Origin of the sequence: Janthinobacterium sp. 67 (genome assembly GCF_002797895.1) — a bacterium.
Lineage (GTDB): Bacteria > Pseudomonadota > Gammaproteobacteria > Burkholderiales > Burkholderiaceae_D > Janthinobacterium.
Map to the genome: position 1 here is coordinate 51,954 of NZ_PGES01000001.1, position 26,114 is coordinate 78,067.

Consider the following 26,114-nt stretch of genomic DNA (forward strand, 5'->3'; position numbering starts at 1 on the left):
GCTTACACTGGCGTTTTCCTCCTTTGATTACCCCATGCTGCAACAAATCCTGCGCGCGCCCGCGCTCAAGGCCATCCTGATCCAGGTGCTGGCCTTTCCCTTGATGTTGCTATTGGTATATGGCCTGGCGCGTGCCGGCGTGGCCATGTCGCTGCCGGTCGTGGCGCTGGCGCAGGGCGTGTTGGCGGCGCTCATTACCTGGCGGGCGGGCCTGGCGCGCTGGTGGTGCGCCATCGGCCTGCTGTTTGCGCCCGCCTTGCTGGCAGCCAGCCTGCTCGATTTGCCGCCGGCCATGTTCCTCGCGGCCTTTGTTTTCCTGCTGAGCCTGTATTGGTCCACCTTCCGCACGCAAGTGCCGTTTTATCCGTCGGGACCGAAGGTGTGGCAGGCGGTGGCCGAGCTGATCGCGGATCGTCCCGGCGTGCGCCTGATCGATATCGGCAGCGGCCTTGGCGGGCTGGTGCTGGACCTGGCGCGGCGCCGGCCCGACGGGCGGTTTTCCGGCATCGAACTGGCGCCGCTGCCGTGGCTGGCAAGCCGCCTGCGGGCGAAGCTGGCGGGCAGCCGCGCGCGCTTCCTGCGCGGCGACTACGACGCGCTCGACTTCGGCCGCTACGATGTGGTGTTTGCCTACCTGTCGCCGGCGGCGATGGCGGCCTTGTGGAGCAAGGCGGAAAACGAGATGTTGCCCGGGAGCATGCTTCTTAGTTACGAATTCCAGATTACGGCACGCAAGCCCGATAAGACCATTGCCGCCACAGAGGGTGGTCCTTTGCTTTACATATGGTGCTTTTAAGCAATTGTCTGCGTTATTTGCTTGCCCGGAGGGCAATCTCACGTTATTGTAGTTCCACAGGGCATTTTCCCGGAATTGCATTGAAAAGCAGCACATTTCAATTAACTTCCGGTTACTTTTTTTGCCGCTGTCCTTGCCGGCGGCGCAGCCGTCAAAAGACGGGAACAGGTTTGAACATGCCGGGCATACAGTCCCGGCCATTATTGGGAGTCAGGGCACTTGTTAGTCATAATCGGATACATCATCGTCTGCGCCTCGGTCTTTGGCGGCTTCGCGCTGGCCGGCGGCCATCTGGCGGCGCTGTTCCAGCCGCTGGAGTTGCTGATGATCGGCGGCGCCGCCCTGGGCGCCTTCCTTGTTGGTAACAATAACAAGGCCATCAAGGCAACGATCGCCGCCTTGCCCAGCCTGTTCAAGGGCTCGCGCTATACCAAAGAGCTGTACATGGAATTGATGTCCCTGCTGTTCGAAGTGCTCAGCAAGGTACGCAAGGAAGGCTTGATGTCGATCGAAGGCGATATCGACAAGCCGGAAGAAAGCCCGCTGTTTTCGAAATACCCGGCCGTGCTGGCCGACCATCACATCGTCGAATTCATGACCGATTACCTGCGCCTGATGGTGTCGGGCAATATGGATGCGTTCCAGATCGAAAACCTGATGGACAATGAAATCGAGACGCACCATCACGAAGGCGCCGTGCCGGCCCACGTGATCGCCAAGGTGGGCGATGGCTTGCCCGCGTTCGGTATCGTCGCCGCCGTGATGGGCGTGGTGCACACGATGGAGTCGGTGGGCATTCCGCCGGCCGAGCTGGGCATGCTGATCGCGCACGCGCTGGTCGGCACCTTCCTCGGCATCTTGCTGGCCTATGGTTTCGTCGGCCCGCTGGCCAGCCTGCTCGAGCAGAAGCTGGAAGAGTCGAGCAAGATGTTCCAGTGCGTGAAAGTGACCCTGCTGGCCAGCCTGAACGGCTACGCGCCGGCGCTGGCCGTGGAGTTCGGCCGCAAGGTGCTGTTCTCGACCGAGCGTCCGACGTTCAACGAGCTGGAAGACCACATCAAGAAATCGAAAACGAAGTAAGCAGTGAATATACGCCTGGACACCATGAGTCATTTGCAGCACACGGAAGGGGGACGCCATGGCCGATGAAGGCATGCGCCCGATTATCGTCAAGCGTATCAAGAAGACGGCTGGCGGGCACCATGGCGGGGCGTGGAAAATCGCCTACGCCGACTTTGTCACGGCCATGATGGCCTTCTTCCTGCTGATGTGGCTGCTGGGCTCCACCTCGAAGGGCGACTTGAACGGCATTTCCGAATTTTTCAAGACACCCTTGAAAGTGGCGATGGCGGGCGGCTCGGGCAGCGGCGAAAGCAATTCCGTGATCCAGGGCGGCGGCCAGGACCTGTCGCGCCAGGATGGGCAAGTGCGCAAGGCGCAGGAAGAGCAGCAGCGCAAATCGTTCGACCTCAATTCCGCCAAGGCCGCGCTCGAACGCGAGGAAGGCAAGCGCCTGCAGGCCCTCAAGGCCCGCATCGAAGCGACCATCGACGCCAATCCCCTGCTGAAAAAATACAAGAACCAGTTGCTGCTCGATATCACCAGTGAAGGCTTGCGCATCCAGATCGTCGACGAGCAGAACCGTCCGATGTTTGCGCTCGCCAATGCGAACCTGCAACCGTACACCAAGGAAATCCTGCACGCGATCGGCTCCGTGCTCAACGAAGTGCCGAACCGCATCGGCCTGTCCGGCCATACGGATTCGACGCCATACATGAGCGATGCCGGCTACAGCAACTGGGAATTGTCGGCCGACCGCGCGAATGCGTCGCGGCGCGAGCTGGTGATCGGCGGCATGAAGGAAGAAAAAGTCTTGCGCGTGGTGGGCCTGGGTTCGGCCGCCCACCTGGACAAGCTCGATCCTTTCAACCCGATCAACCGGCGCATCAGCATCATCGTCATGAACAAGCGCACGGAAGAAAACGTCCTGCGCGACGGCGCGGCGATCGAATTGCCCGTGACCGATGCCGCTTCCGCCGCTGTCGCTTCAGGGCTGGCGGCCGGTGCGCCGTCCGCGGCGGCGCCAGTTCCTGCTTCGGCCGCGGCGAAAAAATAACACGCAAGGCTGTCACGCGTGATGTATTGAAACAATGAGACCTTTATGACAAGAAAGAAAATACTTGGCTCGCATGTAAAGCGCCTGTTGTCTGGCGTGTCGGACCATGGCCGCAAGCACTTGACGGAGGTGGAAACCGACCTGGTGCAGACCGGCATCTTGCTGGAAGAGGCGATCGAGAAGCTGTCCTTCAATTTCATGGCGATACACGCAGCCGTCGCTGCGCAGCAGGACACCATCGCCCTGTTGCTCGACGGCGGCATTCCGGCCGAGGAGCAGCGGGAAAAACTGCTGGCGCTGCAGGATGAGGTGGGGGGCTACGTGAATGCCGCCATCACCAGCATGCAGTTCCAGGATATGACCAGCCAGCTGATCGAGCGTACCTTGAAGCGCGTGACGGGCTTGCGCGAGTTCCTCGGGACCCTGGGTTCGCATGGCGCGGAGATGTTGCCGGAGAGCGACAATGAAGAAATTGTCGCCTTGCTGGGGCGGGTCAGCATGGCGCTGGCGATTCAAAGCCTGGAGTTGCGCAGCGTGCTGCGCAAGGCTGTCAGTCAACAGCATTTGGAAAGTGGCGACATCGAGCTGTTCTAGCATGCCAGTGCGGAGCGCTTGTGGTTGCATGGATTGATTAATCAAATACTCGGGCAGGATGCCCGGAATAAGTGGGAGCAAAGATGGCCAAAACGATACTTGCAGTGGACGATTCCAGCTCATTGCGCCAGATGGTGGCGTTCAGCCTGAAAGCCGCCGGTTACCAGGTGGTGGAGGCCGTCGACGGCCAGGACGGACTGGAAAAAGCCAAGCTGCAAACCGTGGACCTGGTGTTGACGGACCAGAACATGCCGCGCATGGATGGCCTGGAGCTGATCAAGCTGCTGCGTGAACTGCCGACCTACCAGAAAGTGCCCATCCTGATGCTGACGACGGAGTCGTCGGACGAGATGAAGTCGAAGGGACGTGCCGCCGGCGCCAACGGCTGGCTGGTCAAGCCCTTCGATCCGCAACGCCTGATCGAAGTGGTCAAGAAGGTGATCGGCTGATGCCAGCCGCGCAGTGCAACGATGCAATTGACGGAGTCACCCTATGACCATCGATATTAGCCAGTTTTTTCAGGTCTTTTTCGATGAGGCCGAAGAACTGCTGGCTGAAAAGGAACGGCTGCTGCTGGCCGTCGATATTGCGGCGCCCGACGCCGAAGACCTGAATGCCATTTTCCGCACCGCCCACTCGATCAAGGGCGGCGCTTCGACGTTCGGTCTCTCCGACATGAGCGAGGTGACGCACATCCTCGAGTCGCTGCTCGACCGCATCCGCCAGGGCCAGATGGCCCTGACGGCGGAGCACGTCGACGCCTTCCTGGCGGCCAAGGATATCCTCAAGATGCAGCTCGATGGCCATCGCCTGGGCAGCGCCGTCGACCAGGATGCCGTGGCCAATGTGCGCATGATGCTGCAGTCGTTTTCGCAGGACGTGCCCGTGGCCGCGCTCACGCCCGTCGCGCCGGCCTTCCATACGGCGGAAAAAGCCGCCGTCAGCCATGCCGGCGGCCATCGCATCCGCCTGGAACTGCCAGCCATGGAGCAGCGCGAAGTCGATGCGCTGGCGGCCGAACTGGGCTTGATGGGCGACGTCGCCGTGTCCAGCTTGCCCGACGCGTGCAAGGTGCTGGAAGTGACGACGCATGAAAGCCTGGACGATATCCTGGCCATCTGCTCGTTCGTGCTCAATCCCGACGACATGGTGATCACGCAGGCGCCGCCTTTGGCGCCAGGCGAAGCCGAAGCGGCCCGCGCGGCGCAGGAAAAAGCCCAGGGCTACGGTTTCTTCGATCCGCTGCCGGGCGCGCCTGCCGCACAGGGCGCGGCCGATCCTGGCTATGGCTTCTTCCAGCCGCTCGAGGACATCCGCGCCGCCGCCGGCGTGCAGAGCGACGCCGAACAGGGCTACGGTTTCTTCCAGCCCCTCGAACAGATACGCGCCGACGCGGCCAGGGCGGGCAGCGCCAGCGCTGCCGCCGCGCCTGCCGTGGCCAGCGCCGCGGCCGAAGCGGAACAGGAAAAGAAACCGGCCAAGAAAGAGGGCGACAAGGCCGGCGCCGAATCGTCGTCGATCCGCGTCTCGATCGAAAAAGTCGACCAGCTGATCAACCTGGTGGGTGAACTGGTGATCACGCAGGCGATGATCGAGCAGCGCGCCAGCGCGCTCGACCCGATGCTGCATGAAAAACTGCTCGACAGCGTCAGCCACCTGACGCGCAATACGCGCGACTTGCAGGAAGCGGTGATGTCGATCCGCATGATGCCGATGGATTTCGTCTTCTCGCGCTTCCCGCGCATGGTGCGCGACCTGGCCACGAAACTGGGCAAGAAGGTAGATTTCATCACGAATGGCGCCGCCACGGAACTGGACAAGGGCCTTATCGAGCGCATCGTCGATCCGCTCACGCACCTGGTGCGCAACAGCATCGACCACGGCGTGGAAATGCCGGCCGCCCGCGTGGCCGCCGGCAAGACCGAGGCGGGCCGCCTGTTCCTTTCGGCCAGCCACCAGGGCGGCAACATCATCATCGAAGTATCCGACGATGGCGCGGGCCTGAACCGCGAGCGCATCCTGGCCAAGGCGGCGCAGCAGGGACTGGACGTATCCGAGACGATGAGCGACGCCGACGTGTGGCAGCTGATTTTCGCACCCGGTTTTTCCACCGCCGAAGCCGTCACCGACGTGTCGGGCCGCGGCGTGGGCATGGATGTCGTCAAGCGCAATATCAGCGCCATGGGCGGCGTCGTCGACATCCGCTCGGCCAAGGGTTTCGGCACGACGATTTCCATCTCGCTGCCGCTGACCCTGGCCATCCTCGACGGCATGTCGATCAGGGTCGGCGACGAAGTCTATATTTTGCCGCTGGGCTTTGTCATCGAATCCTTGCAGCCGGCCGTTGAGGATATCAAGGACATCAGTGGCAAGGGCCAGGTGGTGAAGGTGCGCGGCGAATACCTGCCATTGATCCCGCTGTACCAGATGTTCGACATCGCGCCGCGCTTTACCAGCCCGTCGGAAGGCATCTGCGTGATCCTCGAGACGGAAGGGCGCAAGGCGGCCCTGTTTGTCGACGACCTGGTGGGGCAGCAGCAAGTCGTGGTGAAGAACCTCGAATCGAATTACCGCAAGGTGGTGGGCATTTCCGGCGCCACCATCCTGGGCGATGGCGGCGTGTCGCTGATTCTCGATGTCGCCGCCCTGATCCGTTCCTCGCGCCAGCTGGCTGACGAGTCCATTTTTTCGTAGTACCGATAGATAAAGATAGGAAAACGCACCATGTCAGATACTCAACAAACATCCGGAAGCAATGCGGGCGACGGCAAGGACATCGCCGGTCGTGAATTCCTGGCCTTCACCCTGGGCTCCGAAGAGTACGGCATCGATATCCTGAAGGTCCAGGAAATCCGTGGTTACGAAGCGGTCACCCGCATCGCCAACGCGCCTGAATTCATCAAGGGCGTGATCAACCTGCGCGGCATCATCATTCCCGTGGTCGACATGCGCATCAAGTTCAAGCTGGGCACGCCCGTGTACGACCAGTTCACGGTGGTGATCATCCTGAACATCGGCGGCCGTATCGTCGGCATGGTGGTCGACAGCGTTTCCGACGTCACCACCCTGACGCCTGAACAGGTGAAACCGGCGCCGGAAATGGGCACCGCCTTCTCGACCGATTACATGATCGGCCTGGGCACCATCGACGAGCGCATGCTGATCCTGGTCGACATCGACAAGCTGATGTCGAGCAGCGAGATGGGCCTGATCGACAAGCTGGCGGCGTAAGCGGCGGCAAGGCGGCGCCCGGTGCGCCGCCGTTTTAGCACGCAAAGAATCACTACAGATATGCATGTACCGGCGCGGCCAGAGGCGCGCCGGCAGGCTGCAAGGTCCGACAGAGACCAGGCCACAACACGGCGCCGTCCGGTTGAACGGGCGCCGTTCACATAAATATTGGAGACTGTAATGAGTTTGCGCGATTTCAAGATAGGCACCCGGCTGGGGATAGGTTTTGGCAGCATCCTCGCCATCCTGGTGGTGGTGATCGTTTCGGCGAATGCACTGAATTACCGTAACAAGGCCCAGCTGCTCGCGGGCCTGGAGCTGGCAAGTGAAAAGAATACGCAGGCCTCGCTGATGAAAAGCGCGATGCTGGAAACCGGTATCGCCATGCGCAATATCGGCTTGCAGGGCGATGTGGCCCTGATGCAGGCGGAAGAAGGGAAGGTGCGCGAGCAGCGCAAGCTGTACGACGGCGCGCGCGGCAAGCTGTCCACCCTGGGCCTGTCCGATGGTGAAAAGGCGCTGCTGGCCAATATCGCCAAGGTCGACGGCGAAGTCGATGCCGCCTTCAAGGAAGCGATGGGGCAGGTGCTGGCGTTTAACAGCGAGGGCGCGGCCAAGGTGATCGCCACCCGCATCGATCCCTTGAACAAGACGACCCTGGCCGATATCAACAAGCTGCTCGACTTGCAGCACGTGGCGCAGCAAAGCTTCATGGACGACTCGCTGGCGGCCGATGCGCGGCTGATGACGGTACTGTTCATCCTGGGCGGTGCGGCGGTGGCGATCGGCGCCTGGTGCGCCATCTTCATCACGCGCTCGATCACGGTGCCGCTGTCCGGCGCACTGGCCGTGGCGCAGAAAGTGGCGGCGGGCGAACTGACGTCGCGCGTGGTGGTCGAAGGCAAGGATGAAACGAGCGCGCTGCAGCAGGCATTGAAGGACATGAACGAGAGCCTGGTGCAGACGGTCAGCGACGTGCGCAATGGAACGGACACCATCACCGTGGCCTCGCGCGAGATCGCCAGCGGCAATGCCGACCTGTCGGCGCGCACGGAGACGCAGGCCAGTTCGCTCGAAGAGACGGCGTCGTCGATGGAAGAGCTGACGTCGACCGTGAAGCAGAACGCGGACAACGCGCGCCAGGCCAACCAGCTGGCCGTGTCGGCGTCGTCGGTGGCGGAGCAGGGCGGCAACGTGGTGGCGCAAGTGGTCGATACGATGGGTTCCATCAAGGACAGTTCGCGCAAGATCGTCGACATCATCGGCGTCATCGACGGCATCGCGTTCCAGACGAATATCCTGGCGTTGAATGCGGCCGTCGAGGCGGCGCGCGCAGGCGAGCAGGGACGCGGTTTTGCGGTGGTGGCGTCGGAAGTGCGCAATCTGGCGCAACGCTCGGCCGGCGCGGCGAAAGAGATCAAGGGCCTGATCGGGGACTCGGTCGACAAGGTCGATGCGGGCAGCCGCCTGGTGGACGAGGCGGGGCAGACCATGGGCCTGATCGTCACGTCGATCCGGCAGGTGGCCGACATCATGGGCGAGATCACGGCGGCGACGCAGGAACAGAGCCATGGCATCGAGGAAGTGAACCAGGCCATCGCGCAGATGGACCAGATGACGCAGCAGAACGCGGCGCTGGTCGAGGAAGCGGCGGCGGCCGCCGAAAGCATGCAGGAACAGGCGCAGAAACTGGCCGACGCCGTCAGCATCTTCAAGCTCGATGGCGAGAGCGCGGCGCAGGCGGCCATGCCCGCGTCCGCGCCGGTAGTCAAGGCGGCGGCACGGCCGGCACCGAGTGTGGCGGCAAATACACGGCGGTTGGCAAAGACGGCGCAAGCCGGCTCGCCACCGCCCGCGAAAAAGCTGGCGGCAGCCGGCGGCGACGATTGGGAAGAGTTCTGACGCCAACCCGGTCCCGCTAGTTATACTTGCAAAGGCATTGGTCAGAGTAGTCATAGAGAGGTAAAAACAAATGCCGCAAACTAAAACGGATTCGGTCAAAGAATTTGATTTCACTGGCAAGGACTTCGAACGGGTCCGCGCCATGATTTACAAGCGGGCCGGCATCGCGCTGGCCGACAGCAAGCAGGAAATGGTCTACAGCCGCCTGGCCAGGCGATTGCGCGCGACCGGCATTTCCTCGTTCGTCCGTTACCTGGACGACCTGGAAGCGGGCCGCATGGGCGACGAGTGGGAGGCGTTCACGAATGCGCTGACGACCAACCTGACGTCGTTTTTCCGCGAGGCGCATCACTTCCCGCTGCTGGCCGAGCACGTGAAAAAACTGAGCGGGCCGATCACCATCTGGTGTTCGGCCAGTTCCACCGGCGAAGAGCCGTATTCGATCGCCATGACGGTGTGCGAGGCGTTCAATACGCTCACGCCGCCCGTCACCATCATCGCCACGGACATCGACACGAACGTGCTGGCCACGGCCGCCAATGGCGTCTACAACCTGGACCGCCTCGACAAGATGCCGGCCGACCGCGCGCGGCGCTTTTTCTTGCGCGGCAAGGGCGACCGCGAAGGGCAGGTGCGGGTACGCCCGGAACTGCGCCAGATGATCACCTTCAAGCCGCTCAACCTGCTGGCCGACAGCTGGCCGGTGACGGGGCAGTTCGACGTCATCTTTTGCCGTAACGTGATGATCTATTTTGACAAGGCGACGCAGCGCAAGATCCTGTCGCGCTTTGTACCCTTGATGAAGCCCGATGCGCTGCTGTTTGCAGGCCATTCGGAGAATTTTCTGTACGTGTCGGATTCATTGAAGCTGCGCGGTAAAACAGTCTATGAGCTCGACCAGCCCCGGGGCGCCGCGCCCAAGGCAACGTCGCATCGTACATGAGAGTGAAATATGAGCCTGGAATCCAAAGAGCAATTCGCCACTAACGTCTATTACGACAGGACGTTCAATTGTGACGCCGCCAAGATCTTGCCTGGTGAGTATTACTTTACCAACAAGGACATGCTGATCGTCACCGTGCTCGGCTCCTGCGTCTCGGCCTGCATCCGCGACCGCGTCACGGGCCTGGGCGGCATGAACCATTTCATGCTGCCCGATGGCGGCAGCGATCCGAACAGCCCGATTTCCGCATCGATGCGCTATGGCACCTACGCCATGGAAATCCTGATCAACGATCTGCTGAAGGCGGGCGCGCGGCGCGAGAACATGGAAGCGAAAGTGTTCGGCGGCGGCGCCGTGCTGCGCGGCTTCACGGCGATCAACGTGGGCGAACGCAATGCGGCCTTCGTCATCAATTACCTGAAGGCCGAAAAGATGCGCGTGGTGGCCGAAGACCTGAACGACATCCACCCGCGCAAGGTGTACTTTTTCCCCCGCAGCGGCAAGGTGCTGGTGAAAAAACTGATGCAGACGCATAACGACACCCTGGTGCGCCGCGAACTCGATTACGCCAGCCGCCTCAAGGTCGCGCCGGTGGGTGGCGAGGTCGAACTGTTCTAGTAGCACCAGGCCAAACCTGCCGCGCCGCGCCATGCGGCTTGCGGCGGTTTGTCCGGTGGACTAATTTAATAAGGAATAAGGGCCGCAAGGCCTGGAAGGATAACTATGAAGATCAAAGTATTGATCGTGGACGACTCGGCGCTGATCCGCAGCGTCATGACGGAAATCGTGAACAGCCAGCCCGACATGGAAGTGGTGGGCGCGGCGCCCGATCCGCTGGTGGCGCGCGAGATGATCAAGCAGACCAACCCCGACGTGCTGACCCTCGACGTCGAGATGCCGAAGATGGATGGTCTGGACTTCCTGGAAAAGCTGATGCGCTTGCGCCCCATGCCGGTATTGATGGTGTCGTCCCTGACCGAGCGCGGTTCGGAAATCACCATGCGCGCGCTGGAGCTGGGCGCCGTCGATTTCGTCACCAAGCCGAAGATCTCGATTCAGAGCGGCATGCGCGAGTACACGGACATGATCGCCGACAAGATCCGCGCCGCCTCGAAGGCGCGCATCCGTGCGCGCACCCTGCCGTCGGCAGGCGACAAGACGGCCGCGCCGCTGCCCGCCCTGCGCAGCCCGTTGACGTCGAGCGAAAAGCTGATCATCGTGGGCGCCTCGACGGGCGGCACGGAAGCGATCCGCGAATTTCTCATGCAGATGCCGTCCGATTGCCCCGGCATCCTGATCACGCAGCACATGCCGGAAGGCTTTACGCGCTCGTTTGCGCGCCGCCTCGATTCCCTGTGCAAGATATCGGTGCAGGAAGCGGCGGGCGGCGAACGCGTGCTGCCCGGCCACGCCTACATCGCGCCCGGCCATTCGCACCTGACCCTGACGCGCAGCGGCGCCAACTACATGACCAAGATCGACCAGGGCGAGCCGGTGAACCGCCACCGCCCGTCCGTCGACGTGCTGTTCCGTTCGGCCGCGCAATCGGCAGGTAAAAATGCCGTCGGCGTGATCCTCACCGGCATGGGCAAGGATGGCGCACAAGGCATGTTGGAAATGAAGGCCGCAGGGGCGTATAATTTTGCACAGGATGAGGCCAGTTGCGTGGTGTTCGGCATGCCGCGCGAGGCGATCGCCGTCGGTGCTACGCATGAGGTTGGCGCTCTGACGGCGCTGCCTGGCATGGTGCTGGGACACCTGGCGGCACATGGCATGCGTGCTTTGCGCGTGTAAGCCACGTTTTATATGATCTGAGGCAAGTTTGTTCGCCTAAAAGCAACGAAAATGCTATCCTACAACTTGCTGCCGTAGTGTCGACCATAATGTCGGCATTCATGTCGATATTATTAACAAACCGCTACAGAAACAACGGAGTTATTCATGGCTGATCCAAAGATGAAATTTTTAGTCGTTGACGATTTTTCGACGATGCGCCGCATTGTCCGGAATCTGTTGAAGGAACTGGGTTATGCCAACGTCGATGAGGCGGAAGACGGCGTGATGGGCCTGGCCAAGCTGCGCGCGGAATCGTTCGATTTCGTCGTCTCGGACTGGAACATGCCAAACATGGATGGCCTGACGATGCTGCAGCATATCCGCGCCGATCCCGCACTGGCCAAGCTGCCCGTGCTGATGGTCACGGCCGAAGCGAAAAAAGAAAACATCATCGCCGCCGCCCAGGCTGGCGCCAGCGGTTATGTCGTCAAGCCGTTCACGGCCGCGACCCTCGATGAAAAGCTGAACAAGATTTTCGAGAAGCTGGAAAAAGCGGGCGCCTGATTCAGGTTTGACCGTTATCAAGAAAAACGCTGCCCGTGCAAACCGGCAGCGTTTTTTTTGTCCGCAAGAATATCAGACCAGCCCGCCATTCGCGCGCAGGGTTTGTCCGTTGATCCAGCGGCCATCCGGCCCTGCCAGGAAGGCCACGGCGGCGGCGATATCGTCCGGCGTGCCCAGGCGCTCCAGGGGCACCATCTTGCCCATGCGCTCTATCGTTTCTTGCGTCTTGCCGTTCAAGAACAGGGCCGTGGCCGTAGGGCCGGGGGCGATGGCGTTGACGGTGATGTTCTTGCCACGCAGCTCCTTGGCGAAGATATTCGTCATCGTCTCGATGGCCGCCTTGGTGGCGCCGTAGACGCTGTAGCCGGGCAGGGCCAGACCAATCACGCTGGTCGAGAAATTGACGACGCTGCCACCGTGGCGCAAGCGCGCCGCCGCCTGGCGCATCGTGTTGAAGCTGCCCTTGACGTTGATGGCGAACAGGCTGTCGAAAGTGGTGTCGTCCGTGTCTGCCAGGGCGGGGAGCGCGGGCGGCATGATGCCGGCGTTGTTGACGAGTACGTCGATGCCGCCAAAGGCCGCCTCTGCCGCATCGAACAGCGCCTGCACGTCGCTTGCCTCTGCCACGTTGGCCTTGACCGCGATGGCGGCGCCGCCGTCGGCCACGATGGCCGCCACCAGCAGCTCCGCCTCCACCTTGCCGCTGGCGTAATTGACGACGACGTGCATGCCGTCGCGCGCCAGGCGGCGGGCGATGGCCGCGCCGATGCCGCGCGAAGCGCCCGTGATGATGGCGACCTTGGCCGGGGTGGATGGTGTGTCCATGGGTGTTCTCCTGTCGTGGTGGGAGGCGCGGAATGCCGGGCCAGTGCAGTCATTGTGATCTTTATCGATGCATGGATAAAGCTGGCTTTATTAGTTTCAACGTGCAAAAAATATCAATAATCCTTGTCCAGCCGTCTGATGCAAAAGAAGCAATCTCCGGCTGCCCGCAAGAAATTGCGCAAAGGAATTAAATATTTCCCAAAGTTAACTTTACACGTCAAATAATTTGGCCCATGATCGCTGCAGTATTTCCCTTTGTCCCCGACCCCGACAAGAAGGAGCGCATGATGCGCCGAGCACCCGTATTATTTTTCGCCCTGAGCACGGCCCTGTTGACGGCCTGTGGCGTGAGCCTGGAACAAACCGCCGTCGCGCCTCTTGCCTCTGTCGAAATGCAGGAGCCGGTCGTGCAAGCGCCTGCCGAAGCCGATGGCCGGCATGCCTATCTGCACCGCGTGGGCAGCCAGGATTATGTCAGCCTGAGCCAGACCGGCCCCGAGGGCGGCTTGCCGATATTGACGGGCACGCAGCGCCATGCGCGCGCCATCCGCCTGCTGGCTGCCGATCCGGCCCAGGCGCGGGCCATCTTGCGCAGCCTGAGGCTGCCTGCGAACCAGCGCAAGCTGTGGGCGGGAGAGGAAATCGTGCTCGATGCGGCCAGCTACGACATGCTGCAGGCGGCACGCGGCAGCGACAAGCCGCTGTTTGCCGAACTGAAATTGGTAGGGATGGAGAAGTAGAGAAAGAAACGGGGCCGAATGGCCCCGTTGTGATGATGCTTAAATTTCGAGGTTGTCGATCAACCTCGTTTGACCCAGCTTGGCGGCGGCCAGCACCACCAGCGGTTCGCCGGCGGCCAGTTCAGCGGCGCTCGGCGCTTGCAGGTTGGCGCGCTTGCGCACGGCGATGTAGTCCGATTTCCAGCCCCGGCTGTTCAACAGCTGCATGCTGGCCTGTTCCAGTTCGCCCACGGCCAGGTTGCCCTTGCGCACTTCTTCAGCCACAAAATTGAGACCCTTGTACAGCTCCGGCGCTTCCGCGCGCTCGCTTTCCGACAGATACATATTGCGCGACGACAAAGCCAGGCCATCGTCCGCGCGGTAGGTTTCGGCGGCGATGATTTCCGTCGGCAGCGCGAACTGGCGCGCCATGTTGCGGATGATCATCAGCTGCTGGTAATCCTTCTTGCCGAATACGGCGACTCGTGGGCCCACGCACGAGAACAGCTTGGTGACGACCGTGCACACGCCTTCGAAGAAGCCGGGGCGGAATTCGCCTTCCAGCGTATTGCCCAGGTCATCGGGCGGGCGCACGCGGTATTCCTGCGGTTCCGGGTACAGTTCCTTTTCCGTCGGGGCGAACAGCACGTACACGCCTTCCTTTTCCAGCTTGGCGATGTCGGCCGCCATGGTGCGCGGATATTTTTCGAAGTCTTCGTTCGGGCCGAATTGCAGGCGGTTCACGAAGATCGAGGCGACGACGGGGTCGCCATGCTTGCGCGCCAGGCGCATCAGCGACAGATGGCCTTCATGCAGGTTGCCCATGGTGGGGACGAACGCCGTGCGCAGCTGTCCGCTGAGCTGGTCGCGCAATTCTTCGATGTCGGAAATAATTTTCATGGATTGCTTTCGCTAAAACCCCGTTGTACGGTGGTCAGTGACAAAGGGTAGGGGTCAGGCGGGCGAATAGGCCAGCCGGACGTAGATGGGGGCAAACGGTTCTGCCTGGGTGATTTCGATCAGGGTTTCCTTGGCCAGTTCCAGCAGGGCCACGAAGTTGACCACCACCACGGGCACGCCGCCGGCAATGTCGAACAGCTCGCTGAACTCGACGAAGCGCGACGACTGCAGATGGCGCAGGATGCTCGACATGTGTTCGCGTACGGACAGTTCCTGGCGGCTGATGCGGTGATGCTGGGTCAGCTTGGCCCGCTTCAGCACGTCGAGCCACGCCTGCTGCAAGTCCACCGGTTCCACGTCGGGCCAGGTGGGCGTCAGGCTTTGCTCGATGAAAATCTGCGTGCGCACGAAATCGCGCTCGAACTGGGGGATGGCGTTCAGGTCGTAGGCTGCCAGCTTGATCTGCTCGTACTCGAGCAGGCGGCGCACCAGTTCGGCACGGGGGTCGCCGCCATCTTCCTCGACGTCGCTCTTGCGCGAAGGCAAGAGCATGCGCGACTTGATCTCGATCAGCATGGCCGCCATCAACAGATACTCGGCGGCCAGCTCCAGGTTGCGCACGCGGATCTGGTCGACATATTTCAGATATTGCAGGGTCACCTGCGCCATCGGAATATCGAGAATGTTGAAGTTTTGCTTGCGGATCAGGTAGAGCAGCAAGTCGAGCGGGCCTTCGAAGGCTTCGAGGAAGATTTCCAGCGCGTCCGGCGGAATGTACAAATCCGTCGGCATGCGCATCATCGGTTCGCCATACAGGCGGGCGATGCCCAGCGGGTCGGCGGCGGGTGCCGCGTCCGTGGTTGCAGATGCTGCAGGGGCGCCGCTGCCGTCGCCTTCGGCGACAGGTGGAGGCGACTCGATGACTGCGCCGGCACCGGAAGCGTCGGCTTCCGGCGTGACTGCAGACTCTTCAGGCAACATCGTGCCGGTTCCAGATCTTAGTTCTTGTTCTGGTAAACGTAAGCCTGTTGCTTGACGGCCGACGCCAGCTGGCGTTCCTGCTCATCGATGCTGACGGCCGGCTTGTCCCACAGCAGGGCGCGGCCCGCTTGCTGGCCCGCTTCCATGCCAGGATTCTTGGCCTTCAGTTCGGCGATGAACAAGGTGTGGTCGGATACGTAGTTGGTGTGTTTTGCAGGCAGTTTCATATTCTCTTCTGAGTGTCTTATGGGTAAGGTCAGCCGGCCGTATTTTACCGCGCCGTGCCGCTTGGCGGGTTGTTGTATCGGCAAGTCAGGGTGAAATTGCTAAAAATCAATAGCGCAGCAAACGCCGCATCACCATCGGTGCCGGTTCGGCGGGGTTGGCGTGCGAATATTCCAGTTCTTCGGCCAGCTCGAATTCGAAGGCCGCATAAAAATCGATCAGCTTGCGCTGGTCGCGCCGCACGGCCAGGCGCAGCTCTTCCGCCTGGCACGACAGGCCGTGATGAATGATGGCTTCCAGCAAGTGCTGCGAGACGTTGCTGCCCCGGTAGGCGGGCAGCACGCCCATGCGAGAAATCTTCCAGATGGCCGGATCGCTGTCGAGCGGCATCCAGCGCAGCGAACCGGCTGGAATGTCGTCGATCAGCAACAGAAAACCGCCGCCGTGGCGCAATTGCTCTTCCACCTGTTGCGCCGTCTCGTGGTGCCCACTGGACGAGGCTGCCACCTTGCCGGCCCACGCGGCGCGGGTCAGTTCGGCCATCAGCTGTGCATCGGCATTTGTTGCTTCGCGCACCACGATATTCATCATCGGTCCTTGTGGCGGCTTAGCGGATGCGCATGCCAGGTTCGGCGCCCGGCCACGGGTTCAGGATGTAGATGCCCGGATTCGCCTTCTCGTCGGCGGCGGACGCGGCCATGACCATGCCTTCGGAAATGCCGAACTTCATCTTGCGCGGCGCCAGGTTGGCCACCAGCACCGTCAGCTTGCCGACCAGCTCTTCCGGCTGGTAGGCCGAGCGGATGCCCGAGAACACGTTGCGCAGGCGGCCTTCGCCCGCATCCAGGGTCAGGCGCAGCAGCTTGTCGGAGCCGTCGACCAGTTCGCAGTTGACGATCTTGGCGATGCGCAGGTCGACCTTGAGGAAGTCGTCGATCTTGATCTCGGGCGCCAGTTCTTCGATGGCGCTGGCCGGGGTGGCGGCCACGTCGCTGGCGGCATCGGCGGCCGGTACGGCCGCTGCCGCCTGCGGCGCGTCGAACAGCGCTTCGATCATCTTGGCATCCATGCGCGTCATCAAATGGCTGTAGCTGCCGATGGTGCGGCCCAGCATGCTGCTCGAGACGACATCGACTTGCGTATCGGCCCAGCTGAACTCGGCATCGTTGAGGAAGCCGGCCACGTTCTTGGCCACGCCCGGCAACACCGGCGACAGCAGGATCGTCAACTGGCGGAACAGGATCAGGGCCGTGGTGCACACTTCGTGCAGTTCGGCCGTCTTTTCCGCATCCTTGGCGAGGATCCACGGCTTGTTTTCATCGACATACTGGTTGGTGATGTCGGCGATTTCCATGATCTCGCGCAAAGCCTTGCCGAATTCGCGGTTTTCGTAATGGGCCGCGATGCTGGCCTGGCGTTCCTTGCTCAGTACTTCGTCGCCGGACTGTACCTTGGTCGTGAGCGCGCGCCAGATGTAACCCTGAGCGTTCGGCGACAGGCTGGTGGCCAGCTTGCCGTCGAATTTCTTGGCGATGAAGCCGGCGCAGCGGCTGGCGATATTCACGTACTTGCCGATCAGGTCGCTGTTCACGCGGGCGACAAAATCTTCGCCGTTGAAGTCCAGGTCTTCCACTTTCGAGTTCAGCTTGAAGGCGATGTAGTAGCGCAGCCATTCCGGGTTCATGCCCAGGTCCAGGTAGCGCAGCGGGGAGATGCCCGTGCCGCGCGACTTCGACATTTTTTCGTTGTTGACCGTCAGGAAGCCGTGTACGTTGACTTTCAGTTTGTCGATCACAGGGTGATTGGCGAACTTCAGCATGGCGGGCCAGAACAGCAAATGGAAGGAAACGATGTCCTTGCCGATGAAGTGGATCTGTTCCGTCGACGGGTCATTCAGGAAGGCGTCGAAATCGATGCCTTTCTTGTCGCAATAGTTTTTCAGGCTGGCCAGGTAGCCGACGGGCGCATCCATCCACACATAGAAGAACTTGCCCGGCGCATCAGGAATCGGGATGCCGAAGTAGGGCGCATCGCGCGAGATATCCCAGTCGGCCAGCTTTTCACCCGCTTCACCCAGCCATTCGCTGACCTTGTTGACCATTTCAGGCTGCAAGCGGCCTGGCGTGTTGAGCCAATCCTTGAGGAATTCGAAGCAGCGCGGGTCGGACAGCTTGAAGAAATACTGTTCCGACGGCTTCATCACGGGCGTCGCGTTGGTAAACACCGAGAACGGGTTGACCAGGTCGGTCGGCTGGTAGGCCGCGCCGCACACTTCGCAATTGTCGCCGTACTGGTTCTTGGCGCCGCATTTCGGGCATTCGCCCTTGATGTTGCGGTCGGCCAGGAACATGCCTTTCACCGGGTCGAAGAAGCGGTCGACGGTTTTCGTGACGATCAGGCCCGTATCGCGCAGCTTGCGGTAGATCGATTGCGACAGGTCGACGTTTTCCGGCGAATCGGTCGAATACCAGTTGTCGAAGGCAATATGGAAGCCATCGAGGTACTGGGCGCGGCCGGCCGCGATGTTGGCGACGAATTGCTGCGGCGTGATGCCTTCCTTCTCGGCGGCGATCATGATGGGCGTGCCATGCGTATCGTCGGCGCCCACAAAGTGCACTTCACGGCCGGCTTCGCCATCGCGTTGCATTCGCTGGAACCGGACCCAGATATCGGCCTGGATGTATTCCATGATGTGGCCAATGTGAAAAGCGGCGTTTGCGTAAGGCAGGGCAGTGGTGACGAACAGCTTGCGAGTCATGATTGATGCACTTTTGGGATGGATAATAGGACATTTTAACAGCGGAAAGGCAATATGAGCAGATGCAGCGCCGGCAAGTGATGCTTTTGCCTCCATCGCGCATGGCGATTTTGCGCTAGACTGCGCGTATTGCATACGGAGATAGTCATGAGCATCACAGTAGAAGACGTCAAGGCCGCACTGGCCCAGGTTATTGATCCAAATACACATAAAGATTTCGTTTCCAGCAAAACCGTCAAGAATCTGAAGGTCGACGGCGATGATATTTCCCTCGACATCGAGCTCGGCTACCCCGCCAAAAGCCAGATCGACCTGATCCGCAAATCCGTGCTGGCCGCCTTGCGCGTGCTGCCGGGCGTGGGCAACGTCAGCGTGGGCGTGTCGTCGAAAATCATTTCGCACACGGTGCAGCGTGGTCTGAAGCCGATGAGCAACGTGAAAAACATCATTGCCGTCGCTTCCGGCAAGGGCGGTGTTGGCAAGTCGACCACGGCCGTCAACCTGGCCCTGGCCCTGGCGGCCGAAGGCGCCACCGTCGGCATGCTGGACGCCGATATCTATGGCCCGTCGCAGCCGATGATGCTGGGCATCAGCGGCCAGCCGAAGACGCTCGATGGCAAGAGCATGGAGCCGATGGAAAACCACGGCCTGCAAGTGTCCTCGATCGGCTTCATGATCGATCCGGACGAACCGATGGTGTGGCGCGGCCCCATGGTCACGCAAGCCTTGCAGCAATTGCTGGACCAGACGAACTGGCGCGACCTCGACTACCTGATCGTCGACATGCCGCCAGGCACGGGCGACATCCAGCTGACCCTGTCGCAGAAAGTGCCCGTCACGGGCGCCGTCATCGTCACGACGCCGCAGGACATCGCGCTGCTCGACGCGCGCAAGGGCTTGAAAATGTTCGAGAAAGTCGGCATTCCTATTCTGGGCGTGGTGGAAAACATGAGCACGCACATCTGCTCGAACTGCGGCCATGCGGAAGAAATCTTCGGCGCCGGCGGCGGCGCGAAAATGTGCGCGGACTTCGGCGTGGAATTCCTCGGCGCCTTGCCGCTGACCATGGCGATCCGCCAGCAGACGGATTCGGGCACGCCCACCGTCGTGGCCGAGCCGGAAGGCCCCGTCGCCGTGATCTACAAGCAGATCGCCCGCACCATCGCGATCAAGGTGGCGGAAAAGGCGAAGGATATGACGAGCAAGTTCCCAAGCATCGTCATCAAGAACGACTGATGTAACCCAAGGCAGAGACTGGGGTCGAACCCTCAGGGTTCGACCCCGGCCCTTCATGGGTTAACAATCCTGCGCCAAGGTCAGCAGGAATATGGTTTCATGCAGTCCGTGTTGTTATTTAACAAGAGGAGACATCATGCAATTGAGCACCGTATTCCTGCGCCAGGCCGCAGTCCTGGTTGCCGGCAGCCTGCTGGCCGCCAGCGCGTTCGCGCAATCCGTTTCGTTCGTCGAGCCAGCCGATGGCGCGACTGTGACGAGTCCGTTCAAGGTCAAGTTCGCCGTCAGTGGCATGGACGTCAAGCCGGCCGGCGACATGACGGCCAAGACGGGCCACCACCATCTGCTCATCAATACCGGGCCGATGAAGGCGGGCGAGATGATACCCATGGATGACAAGCATTTGCACTTCGGCAAAGGACAAACGGAAACGGACGTCACCTTGCCGCCGGGCCAGTACACCCTGACCATGCAGTTCGCGAATGGCGCCCACCAGTCGTATGGGCCGGAGTTGAGCAAAAGCATCAAGGTGACGGTCAAGTAAGTCAGGCAGATTGTCTGTTGCGGCAAAGGCCGGGTTCCAGCGATGGAGCCTGGCCTTTTTTATATTGTTGCCTCTTGTCATTATTGTGTCATATAGTCGGCGTATGCTGGCCGGTGGCCTAACTTTTGATGAGCGGATATGACGAAACATTTCTCCCTTTCCCGGCAGCTGGCGCAGGCGCTGCTGCTGGCCGCTGGCGTGGCGGCGTGCCAGGCGCATGCGGCCAAGGCGGTTCCTGCTGTTGCCTCTGCGGCGCAGCCCAAGCTGGTCGTCGTGCTGGTCGTGGACGGCTTGCCGCAAGAGCAGGTGACACGCTACCGCGACCAGTTCGGCCAGGGCGGCTTCCGCCGCCTGCTGGAGCAGGGCGCATGGTTCAGCGATGCGCACCAGGCGCACGGCATCACGGTCACCGCCATCGGCCACTCGGCCGTGCTGTCGGGCGCCTACCCGTACCAGCATGGCGTGATCGGCAATAACTGGATCGATCCCGTCACGAAAAAATCCGTGTACTGCACCGAGGATGGCAATTTCCATTACATCGGCGAAGACACGCAGCCCGACGACGGCACGGCGCCGACCAGGCTGCGCGTGAGCACCCTGGGCGACGAACTGCGTTACTCGACGGGCGACAAGGCCAAGGTCGTCACCGTGTCGGGCAAGGACCGCGGCGCCATCCTGCTGGCCGGGAAAACGGGCACGGCGTATATGTACATGGAAAAGACGGGCAATTTCGCCAGCAGCACCTACTATATGCAGCAGCACCCGCAATGGGTGCAGCGCTACCAGGCCGCGAAACCGCAGGACCGCTATTACGGCAAGAACTGGACGCCGCTGCTGGCCGACTCGGCCTACGTCAATGACGCCCGCGATGACCTCGTGCCTGCCAAGCCGGGCACGCGCAACACCTTCCCGTTCGCCTACTACAGCGACAGCGGCAAGCTCGATGGCGAGTATTACAGCCGCCTGAAGTCCGGCCCCTTCCTCGACGAGCTGACCCTGGAATTCGCCCGCGCCGCCATCGATGGCGAAAACCTGGGCCGCAACCCGGCCGGCGTGCCCGACATCCTCGGCGTGAGCCTGTCCGCGCACGATTACGTCAACCATGCCTACGGCCCGGAAAGCAAGATGTCGCACGACCACCTGCAGCGCCTGGACCGCATGCTGGCCGGCTTCTTTCTTGATCTCGATAAAAAAGTCGGCATGGACAACGTGCTCGTGGTGCTGACGGCCGACCATGGCTTTGCCAACGTGCCGGAATTTTCCGAAACGCGGGGCATCTCCGCCAAACGCATCGACGGCGCCAAACTGGTCGATGCCTTGAACCAGCACCTGGCCGCCACCCTGGGCATCGACAAGCTGGTGACGACATCGTCGCTGCCGAATATCTATCTCGATTACGCGCTGGCGGAAAAAAGCGGCATCCATCGCGCCGCCCTGGAAGACGCGGCGGCCCGCTTCCTGCTGCAGCAGGACGGGCTGGCGCAAGTCTACACGCGCACGCAGATGGAAACGGGAGCCGTCGCCACGCGCATGGACACCCTGATGCGCCGCGCCTGGAACCGCCAGCTGTCGGGCGACCTGATGGTCGTTACAAAACCGGCCTGGTACTTCGGCAAGGGCGTTGGCGGCACCTCGCACGGCACGCCGTACACGTATGACACGAACGTGCCGCTGATGGTCTTCGGTCCCCGCTGGATCAAGCCGGGCGCCTATGGCCAGTACGCGGAAGTGGTCGACATCGCGCCTACGCTCGCCCACCTGCTGCGCATACGCCAGCCGTCGGCGTCGGAAGGGCGGATTTTGACGGAAGCGGTGCGCTAAGGCGCTTGGACTGTGGTGTTGTCGGCTTACGCGCTGCGCGCTAAGCCGACCTACATTGGCCTTGTGGTGGGCATAGAGCGTAGGTCGGATTAGCGGGGCAAAGCCCCGCGTAATCCGACGACATCGTTGGCAAAGCCGCTTACAACAGCCAGTCGATCGGCAGCACCGACAGAATCGCCACCCCCATGCGCTTCCACACGCTGGTGCCCGGTTCCGTGTCGTAGCGTGTGGTGGCGCCGCTGGCGTCGCGCGCGATCCAGTACAGCGCGCCGTCGGCGCCCAGCATGACCTGGTAGGCGCGCTGCGGGATGGTGGTGCGCATGGCCAGACCCAGCTGGCTGGCCAGCGCGGGGCTGTCGATGACGAGGCCCATTTCCGTATTCAGCTCGATGGAGCGCGGGTCGAAATTGAACGAGCCGACGAAGACGCGCTGGTCGTCGACGGCAAAGGTCTTCGCATGCAGGCTCGATGCGGAGCTGCCGAAGCGGCCCGTCTGTTCGCGCGCATCGCCCTGTCCCCACGAGCGGCGCGATTCATACAGCAGCACGCCAGCTTCCAGCAGCGGCTTTCTCCACTTCGCATAGCCGGCATGCACAGCCGCCACGTCGGTCGCTTCCAGCGCATTCGTCAGGATGCGCACGCCCACGCCTTTTTTCGCCAGGTCGGCAAAAGCCTGTGTGCCGGCTTTGCCGGGCACGAAATACGGCGACACCAGGTCCACTTCCTTTTCCGGCACGCCGAGCAGGTTTCGCAGGTTTTCCGCCACGCCCGTGCCGGGCCTGGCCTTGTCCAGCACCTTGGCCGGGTCGTCGCTGACCATGCGCGTCCTGGCCCATTCGAAGGGCAGGGTGCGTTCCATCATCTGCTTGACGAAGGGCGAGGTGCGCAGCGCCTGCACGTATTCCTCTGCCGCCTTGGTGTCGTCGATGCGATCCGCTTCGGCGGCGATGGTGGCCGCGTCGCCTTCGACAGGGCTGGTCAGCAGCAGCCTGGCCGGGTAGGCCGAGGCGCTGTTCCAGTAGCGGTCGAAATCGTGCGAGACGTCGTCGACGACGGGGCCGATGGCCAGCACGTCCAGGTCGGCGAACAGCACGTCGCCGGCCGCGCCAAAATATTCATCGCCCACATTGCGCCCGCCGACGATGGTGGCCTGGTTATCGGCCGTGAACGACTTGTTGTGCATGCGCCGGTTGAGGCGGGAAAAATCCGTGGCAAAGGCCAGTGCGCGCGGGGAACGGGGCAGGAAGGGGTTGAACAGGCGGATTTCGATATTCGTTTGCTTGCCCAGCATCGTCAGGGTCTGGTCCAGGCCCGCCGTATTGTTATCGTCGAGCAGCAGGCGCACGCGCACGCCCCGTTCGGCCGCCTGGCGCAAGGCGTCGAACAGCAGGGTGCCCGTAATATCCTTGTGCCAGATGTAGTACTGCACGTCCAGGCTGCGCTGGGCCGCGGCGGCCAGCAGGGCGCGCGCGGCAAAGGCGTCGCGCCCGTCGGCCAGCGGGTAAATGCCGGACACGCCCGGATGCTGCGCCACCATGGGTGCAATGGCCGTGGCCAATTGGGTGTGCTTTGTGTCGGCGATGACGCTGGAGGGGATGCGGCTTTCCAGCGAAGGCAGCGAAGCGCAGCCGGCGAGGACGGCGGACAGCAGCAGGGGCAGCAGAGGCAGCAGCCGCGGGCTGGCGCTGCGTGAGGGTAGTGCGGGAGCGGGCATGGCAGGCTTTCATCGAGTTGCCCCGATGTTAGCAGATGCGCATGCCCGCACGCGGCGCGCCGTTGAAACCGCTTAGAGTTGTTCCAGCGCGATCAGTTCGGCCACCGTCTGGCGGCGGCGGATTAAGCGCGAAGCATCGGCGTCGACCAGGTATTCGGCCGCATGGGGGCGGCTGTTGTAGTTCGACGACATCGACGCGCCATATGCGCCCGCGCCTTCGAAGACCACGTAGTCGCCCACCTGCGCAGCCGGCAGCAAGCGGGTTTCCACGACGCCGCCATCGCGCTGGGTAAACACGTCGCCCGATTCGCACAGGGGGCCGCCGACGACGGTGGCGCATGCGGGGCTGGCGTCCAGTGCGCGGCCGTCATGCGCGATCACCGACATTTCATGGTAGCTGCCGTACATGGCAGGGCGCATCAGTTCATTGAAGCCCGTGTCGAGCAGGGTGAAATGGTTGCCGCCCATTTGCTTGGTGGCGCGCACTTCGGCCACCAGCAGGCCCGCATCGGCCACGAGGAAGCGGCCCGGTTCGATTTCCAGGTGCACGGGATGGCCCAGGTGCGCCTCGATCTGCTTGCGCGCCGCATCCCACAGCTGGAAGTAGTGGTTGGTGTCGACGGGCTGCTCGCCTTCGCGGTAAGGCACGGACAGGCCGCCGCCCGTGGAAATGGCTTCGATGTCGTGTCCCATGTTCTTGACCAGGTCGACCATGGTGCCGCAGACGGTTTCCAGGTGGCTGTAGTCGACGCCCGAGCCGATGTGCATGTGCAGGCCCACCAGGTGCAGGCCATGCGCGCGGATGACGGCCAGCGCCTCCGGCAGTTCTTCGTGCCAGATGCCGTGCTTGCTGTTTTCGCCGCCCGTATTGGTCTTGTTGCTGTGGCCATGGCCATAACCGGGATTGATGCGCAGCCAGACGCGGTGGCCGGGCGACACGGGGCCCAGCTGGCGCAGCATGTCGACGGAGCCGCAATTGACTTCGATTTTTGCCGCCGCCACGCGCGCCAGGGTGGCGCGGTCGAACAGGTCGCAGGTGAACACCACGCCGGCGGCGCCATTCCTTTGCGCCGGCGTGAAGCCCGCCTGCAGCGCGCGCTCGATCTCGCCCAGCGAGACGGCGTCCACGTGCACGCCCGCTTCGCGCATCAACGTCAGCAGGTGGATGTTCGAATTGGCCTTTTGCGCGAAACGCACGGTGTCGAACTGCGCCAGTTGGGCGATGCGCGCGCGGATGGTGGCCGCGTCGTACACCCACAAAGGCGTGCCGTGTTCCTGGGCGAGTTGGGCGAGGGTGGCGTCTGGCACTGGTTTCATGGTGGTTGTCTTTGTCATGTTTTAGGGTGGTGTCGGATTACGCGCCTTGCGCTAATCCGACCTACGATGTTGGCCATGATGCGGGTTTTTTTTGTAAACATAAAATATCTATTTGGGGCTACTTTATTCATTTATGATATGGGCATGACTATCTCTTTGCGCCATATCGAGGTCTTTCGCGCCGTCATGACGACGGGCAGCGTGACAGCCGCCGCCGCCATGCTGCACACGTCGCAGCCGACCGTCAGCCGCGAGCTGGCGCGTCTCGAGCATTTGACGGGTTTGACCCTGTTCGAGCGCGAGCGGGGGCGGCTGCGCCCGACGGCCCAGGCGCTGCAGCTGTTCGAGGAAGTGCAGCGCGCGTATTTCGGCCTGGAGCGCATCGTCAGCACGGCGGCGGCCTTGCGCCAGTTCGACCAGGGGCAGTTGTCGATCGCCTGCCTGCCCGTGTTTTCACAGTCCTTGCTGCCGCAGGCGTGCAAGCGCTTCGTCGCCGACTTTCCCAAGGTGAGCATCAGTATCACGCCGCAGGAGTCGCCGCTGCTGGAAGAGTGGCTGTCGGCGCAGCGCCACGATATCGGCTTGACGGAAGTGGGCAATGCGCCGCCGGGCACCACGCTCGCCACCCTGATGTCCGTCGATGAAGTGTGCGTGCTGCCCGATGGCCATCCATTGGCAGGCAAGATGACCTTGGCGCCGGCGGACTTCGCAGGCCAGCCTTTCATCAGTCTGGCCGCCGTCGACCCTTACCGCCAGCAGATCGATGCCATCTTCGCGCAGGCCGGCGTGGAGCGGCGCATGGCGCTCGACACGCACAGCGCCGCCTCCGTGTGCGCCATGGTGCGCGAAGGCGTGGGGCTGGCCATCGTCAATCCGCTCACGGCCCTCGATTATGCGGGGCAGGGCTTGCAGATTCGCCGCTTTGCCGTGTCCTTGCCGTTCACCGTGAATCTGGTCAAGCCTTTGCACCGGCCCTTGTCGCAACTGGTGGCCCTGTTCGAGCAGGCGCTGCATGCGCAGGCGGACGAGGTGAAAAGGCGGCTGCTGGCACTATAAGACAAGCCCCTTGAAGGACCGGGGTCAGACCCTCAGGGGAAATGGGACCCAGTGGGCCCCATTTCGATCACGAAGTGACTGACCCCGGGGTTTGCC

25 protein-coding genes are annotated in these 26,114 nt (G+C 62.1%); 17 read left to right on the forward strand and 8 right to left on the reverse strand.

All coding sequences use genetic code 11. The features are described from left to right. Window positions 1–34 precede the first annotated feature (34 nt). The 12 genes from CLU90_RS00230 to cheY all read left to right on the forward strand — a co-directional run bounded on the left by CLU90_RS00230 (window position 35) and on the right by cheY (window position 11,922). Complete coding sequence (locus tag CLU90_RS00230) at window positions 35–796, forward strand: class I SAM-dependent methyltransferase (protein ID WP_100426904.1); 762 nt, start codon at window positions 35–37, stop codon at window positions 794–796. 219 nt (window positions 797–1,015) lie between these two features. Further along, entirely contained in the window at window positions 1,016–1,876 is an 861-nt protein-coding gene (gene motA, locus CLU90_RS00235) for a flagellar motor stator protein MotA (RefSeq protein ID WP_077401985.1), read from the forward strand. Between the two features lie 58 nt (window positions 1,877–1,934). Further along, window positions 1,935–2,912, forward strand: a complete 978-nt coding sequence (gene motB / locus CLU90_RS00240) for a flagellar motor protein MotB (protein ID WP_092712366.1) — start codon at window positions 1,935–1,937, stop codon at window positions 2,910–2,912. A gap of 45 nt (window positions 2,913–2,957) precedes the next feature. Beyond that, window positions 2,958–3,506: a chemotaxis protein gene (locus CLU90_RS00245; protein ID WP_092712368.1), complete on the forward strand. Its 549-nt coding sequence runs from the start codon at window positions 2,958–2,960 to the stop codon at window positions 3,504–3,506. Window positions 3,507–3,589: 83 nt separating this feature from the next. Beyond that, window positions 3,590–3,955 carry a response regulator gene (locus CLU90_RS00250; RefSeq protein ID WP_034758362.1) on the forward strand — a complete coding sequence of 122 codons (366 nt, stop codon included), beginning with the start codon at window positions 3,590–3,592 and terminating at the stop codon, window positions 3,953–3,955. A gap of 43 nt (window positions 3,956–3,998) precedes the next feature. Beyond that, window positions 3,999–6,200, forward strand: coding sequence for a chemotaxis protein CheA (gene cheA, locus CLU90_RS00255; protein WP_100426905.1), 2,202 nt, complete (start codon window positions 3,999–4,001; stop codon window positions 6,198–6,200). Between the two features lie 30 nt (window positions 6,201–6,230). Continuing rightward, window positions 6,231–6,737, forward strand: a complete 507-nt coding sequence (locus CLU90_RS00260) for a chemotaxis protein CheW (protein WP_100426906.1) — start codon at window positions 6,231–6,233, stop codon at window positions 6,735–6,737. Between the two features lie 180 nt (window positions 6,738–6,917). Next, on the forward strand, window positions 6,918–8,639 hold the full coding sequence (locus CLU90_RS00265) for a methyl-accepting chemotaxis protein (RefSeq protein WP_092712373.1): 1,722 nt from the start codon (window positions 6,918–6,920) through the stop codon (window positions 8,637–8,639). Window positions 8,640–8,709: 70 nt separating this feature from the next. After that, window positions 8,710–9,582: a CheR family methyltransferase gene (locus CLU90_RS00270; RefSeq protein ID WP_092712375.1), complete on the forward strand. Its 873-nt coding sequence runs from the start codon at window positions 8,710–8,712 to the stop codon at window positions 9,580–9,582. A gap of 9 nt (window positions 9,583–9,591) precedes the next feature. Then, complete coding sequence (gene cheD, locus CLU90_RS00275) at window positions 9,592–10,200, forward strand: chemoreceptor glutamine deamidase CheD (RefSeq protein WP_034758343.1); 609 nt, start codon at window positions 9,592–9,594, stop codon at window positions 10,198–10,200. Between the two features lie 105 nt (window positions 10,201–10,305). Further along, window positions 10,306–11,376, forward strand: a complete 1,071-nt coding sequence (locus CLU90_RS00280; RefSeq protein ID WP_034758339.1) for a protein-glutamate methylesterase/protein-glutamine glutaminase — start codon at window positions 10,306–10,308, stop codon at window positions 11,374–11,376. A gap of 147 nt (window positions 11,377–11,523) precedes the next feature. Further along, window positions 11,524–11,922, forward strand: a complete 399-nt coding sequence (cheY, locus tag CLU90_RS00285; protein ID WP_026132837.1) for a chemotaxis response regulator CheY — start codon at window positions 11,524–11,526, stop codon at window positions 11,920–11,922. A 72-nt stretch (window positions 11,923–11,994) separates the two neighbouring features. Here the strand turns inward: cheY and CLU90_RS00290 are convergent, their stop codons facing one another. Then, window positions 11,995–12,747 carry an SDR family oxidoreductase gene (locus tag CLU90_RS00290; RefSeq protein WP_100426907.1) on the reverse strand — a complete coding sequence of 251 codons (753 nt, stop codon included), beginning with the start codon at window positions 12,745–12,747 and terminating at the stop codon, window positions 11,995–11,997. A gap of 233 nt (window positions 12,748–12,980) precedes the next feature. On the opposite strand from CLU90_RS00290, the gene CLU90_RS00295 reads away from it, so the two are divergent. After that, window positions 12,981–13,487, forward strand: coding sequence for a hypothetical protein (locus CLU90_RS00295; RefSeq protein WP_139178217.1), 507 nt, complete (start codon window positions 12,981–12,983; stop codon window positions 13,485–13,487). Between the two features lie 39 nt (window positions 13,488–13,526). Here CLU90_RS00295 and panC read toward each other — a convergent pair whose 3' ends face one another. The 5 genes from panC to metG form a co-directional block, all read right to left on the reverse strand. After that, the gene (gene panC / locus CLU90_RS00300; RefSeq protein ID WP_058048494.1) at window positions 13,527–14,366 is read right to left on the reverse strand and encodes a pantoate--beta-alanine ligase; all 840 of its coding nucleotides are present in this window, start codon (window positions 14,364–14,366) and stop codon (window positions 13,527–13,529) included. Between the two features lie 54 nt (window positions 14,367–14,420). Further along, complete coding sequence (locus CLU90_RS00305) at window positions 14,421–15,347, reverse strand: segregation and condensation protein A (protein ID WP_092712382.1); 927 nt, start codon at window positions 15,345–15,347, stop codon at window positions 14,421–14,423. Window positions 15,348–15,364: 17 nt separating this feature from the next. Then, on the reverse strand, window positions 15,365–15,574 hold the full coding sequence (locus tag CLU90_RS00310; RefSeq protein WP_035826611.1) for a DUF3460 family protein: 210 nt from the start codon (window positions 15,572–15,574) through the stop codon (window positions 15,365–15,367). 106 nt (window positions 15,575–15,680) lie between these two features. Next, window positions 15,681–16,160 carry a GNAT family N-acetyltransferase gene (locus tag CLU90_RS00315; protein ID WP_100429336.1) on the reverse strand — a complete coding sequence of 160 codons (480 nt, stop codon included), beginning with the start codon at window positions 16,158–16,160 and terminating at the stop codon, window positions 15,681–15,683. A 19-nt stretch (window positions 16,161–16,179) separates the two neighbouring features. Continuing rightward, on the reverse strand, window positions 16,180–18,330 hold the full coding sequence (metG, locus tag CLU90_RS00320; RefSeq protein WP_100426908.1) for a methionine--tRNA ligase: 2,151 nt from the start codon (window positions 18,328–18,330) through the stop codon (window positions 16,180–16,182). Window positions 18,331–18,477: 147 nt separating this feature from the next. Between metG and apbC the strand changes: the two genes are divergently transcribed. The 3 genes from apbC to CLU90_RS00335 all read left to right on the forward strand — a co-directional run bounded on the left by apbC (window position 18,478) and on the right by CLU90_RS00335 (window position 21,931). Further along, window positions 18,478–19,566 carry an iron-sulfur cluster carrier protein ApbC gene (apbC, locus tag CLU90_RS00325; protein WP_034758315.1) on the forward strand — a complete coding sequence of 363 codons (1,089 nt, stop codon included), beginning with the start codon at window positions 18,478–18,480 and terminating at the stop codon, window positions 19,564–19,566. A 136-nt stretch (window positions 19,567–19,702) separates the two neighbouring features. Next, the gene (locus CLU90_RS00330) at window positions 19,703–20,110 is read left to right on the forward strand and encodes a DUF4399 domain-containing protein (protein WP_092712387.1); all 408 of its coding nucleotides are present in this window, start codon (window positions 19,703–19,705) and stop codon (window positions 20,108–20,110) included. A 138-nt stretch (window positions 20,111–20,248) separates the two neighbouring features. Next, entirely contained in the window at window positions 20,249–21,931 is a 1,683-nt protein-coding gene (locus tag CLU90_RS00335) for an alkaline phosphatase family protein (RefSeq protein ID WP_100426909.1), read from the forward strand. Between the two features lie 139 nt (window positions 21,932–22,070). Here CLU90_RS00335 and CLU90_RS00340 read toward each other — a convergent pair whose 3' ends face one another. Continuing rightward, window positions 22,071–23,645, reverse strand: coding sequence for a phospholipase D family protein (locus CLU90_RS00340; RefSeq protein ID WP_100426910.1), 1,575 nt, complete (start codon window positions 23,643–23,645; stop codon window positions 22,071–22,073). Window positions 23,646–23,717: 72 nt separating this feature from the next. Continuing rightward, window positions 23,718–24,962, reverse strand: a complete 1,245-nt coding sequence (gene lysA / locus CLU90_RS00345) for a diaminopimelate decarboxylase (protein WP_100426911.1) — start codon at window positions 24,960–24,962, stop codon at window positions 23,718–23,720. Window positions 24,963–25,106: 144 nt separating this feature from the next. Here lysA and CLU90_RS00350 point away from each other — a divergent pair, with 144 nt between their 5' ends. After that, window positions 25,107–26,018 (forward strand): LysR family transcriptional regulator, encoded by a 912-nt coding sequence (locus CLU90_RS00350; protein ID WP_100426912.1) that lies wholly within the window; start codon window positions 25,107–25,109, stop codon window positions 26,016–26,018. Window positions 26,019–26,114: the final 96 nt, after the last annotated feature.

What these genes read in the sequence shown, in the direction of transcription:
- CLU90_RS00250 (WP_034758362.1), top strand. Translation starts at nt 3,590, where the DNA reads ATGGCCAAAACGATACTTGCAGTGGACGATTCCAGCTCATTGCGCCAG.
- CLU90_RS00260 (WP_100426906.1), top strand. Translation starts at nt 6,231, where the DNA reads ATGTCAGATACTCAACAAACATCCGGAAGCAATGCGGGCGACGGCAAG.
- motB (WP_092712366.1), top strand. Translation starts at nt 1,935, where the DNA reads ATGGCCGATGAAGGCATGCGCCCGATTATCGTCAAGCGTATCAAGAAG.
- cheY (WP_026132837.1), top strand. Translation starts at nt 11,524, where the DNA reads ATGGCTGATCCAAAGATGAAATTTTTAGTCGTTGACGATTTTTCGACG.
- CLU90_RS00315 (WP_100429336.1), bottom strand. Translation starts at nt 16,160, where the DNA reads ATGAATATCGTGGTGCGCGAAGCAACAAATGCCGATGCACAGCTGATG.
- CLU90_RS00290 (WP_100426907.1), bottom strand. Translation starts at nt 12,747, where the DNA reads ATGGACACACCATCCACCCCGGCCAAGGTCGCCATCATCACGGGCGCT.
- CLU90_RS00280 (WP_034758339.1), top strand. Translation starts at nt 10,306, where the DNA reads ATGAAGATCAAAGTATTGATCGTGGACGACTCGGCGCTGATCCGCAGC.
- CLU90_RS00230 (WP_100426904.1), top strand. Translation starts at nt 35, where the DNA reads ATGCTGCAACAAATCCTGCGCGCGCCCGCGCTCAAGGCCATCCTGATC.
- CLU90_RS00295 (WP_139178217.1), top strand. Translation starts at nt 12,981, where the DNA reads ATGATCGCTGCAGTATTTCCCTTTGTCCCCGACCCCGACAAGAAGGAG.
- CLU90_RS00350 (WP_100426912.1), top strand. Translation starts at nt 25,107, where the DNA reads ATGACTATCTCTTTGCGCCATATCGAGGTCTTTCGCGCCGTCATGACG.
- cheD (WP_034758343.1), top strand. Translation starts at nt 9,592, where the DNA reads ATGAGCCTGGAATCCAAAGAGCAATTCGCCACTAACGTCTATTACGAC.
- lysA (WP_100426911.1), bottom strand. Translation starts at nt 24,962, where the DNA reads ATGAAACCAGTGCCAGACGCCACCCTCGCCCAACTCGCCCAGGAACAC.
- CLU90_RS00340 (WP_100426910.1), bottom strand. Translation starts at nt 23,645, where the DNA reads ATGCCCGCTCCCGCACTACCCTCACGCAGCGCCAGCCCGCGGCTGCTG.
- apbC (WP_034758315.1), top strand. Translation starts at nt 18,478, where the DNA reads ATGAGCATCACAGTAGAAGACGTCAAGGCCGCACTGGCCCAGGTTATT.
- CLU90_RS00270 (WP_092712375.1), top strand. Translation starts at nt 8,710, where the DNA reads ATGCCGCAAACTAAAACGGATTCGGTCAAAGAATTTGATTTCACTGGC.
- CLU90_RS00305 (WP_092712382.1), bottom strand. Translation starts at nt 15,347, where the DNA reads ATGTTGCCTGAAGAGTCTGCAGTCACGCCGGAAGCCGACGCTTCCGGT.
- cheA (WP_100426905.1), top strand. Translation starts at nt 3,999, where the DNA reads ATGACCATCGATATTAGCCAGTTTTTTCAGGTCTTTTTCGATGAGGCC.
- metG (WP_100426908.1), bottom strand. Translation starts at nt 18,330, where the DNA reads ATGACTCGCAAGCTGTTCGTCACCACTGCCCTGCCTTACGCAAACGCC.
- CLU90_RS00265 (WP_092712373.1), top strand. Translation starts at nt 6,918, where the DNA reads ATGAGTTTGCGCGATTTCAAGATAGGCACCCGGCTGGGGATAGGTTTT.
- panC (WP_058048494.1), bottom strand. Translation starts at nt 14,366, where the DNA reads ATGAAAATTATTTCCGACATCGAAGAATTGCGCGACCAGCTCAGCGGA.
- CLU90_RS00245 (WP_092712368.1), top strand. Translation starts at nt 2,958, where the DNA reads ATGACAAGAAAGAAAATACTTGGCTCGCATGTAAAGCGCCTGTTGTCT.
- CLU90_RS00330 (WP_092712387.1), top strand. Translation starts at nt 19,703, where the DNA reads ATGCAATTGAGCACCGTATTCCTGCGCCAGGCCGCAGTCCTGGTTGCC.
- CLU90_RS00310 (WP_035826611.1), bottom strand. Translation starts at nt 15,574, where the DNA reads ATGAAACTGCCTGCAAAACACACCAACTACGTATCCGACCACACCTTG.
- CLU90_RS00335 (WP_100426909.1), top strand. Translation starts at nt 20,249, where the DNA reads ATGACGAAACATTTCTCCCTTTCCCGGCAGCTGGCGCAGGCGCTGCTG.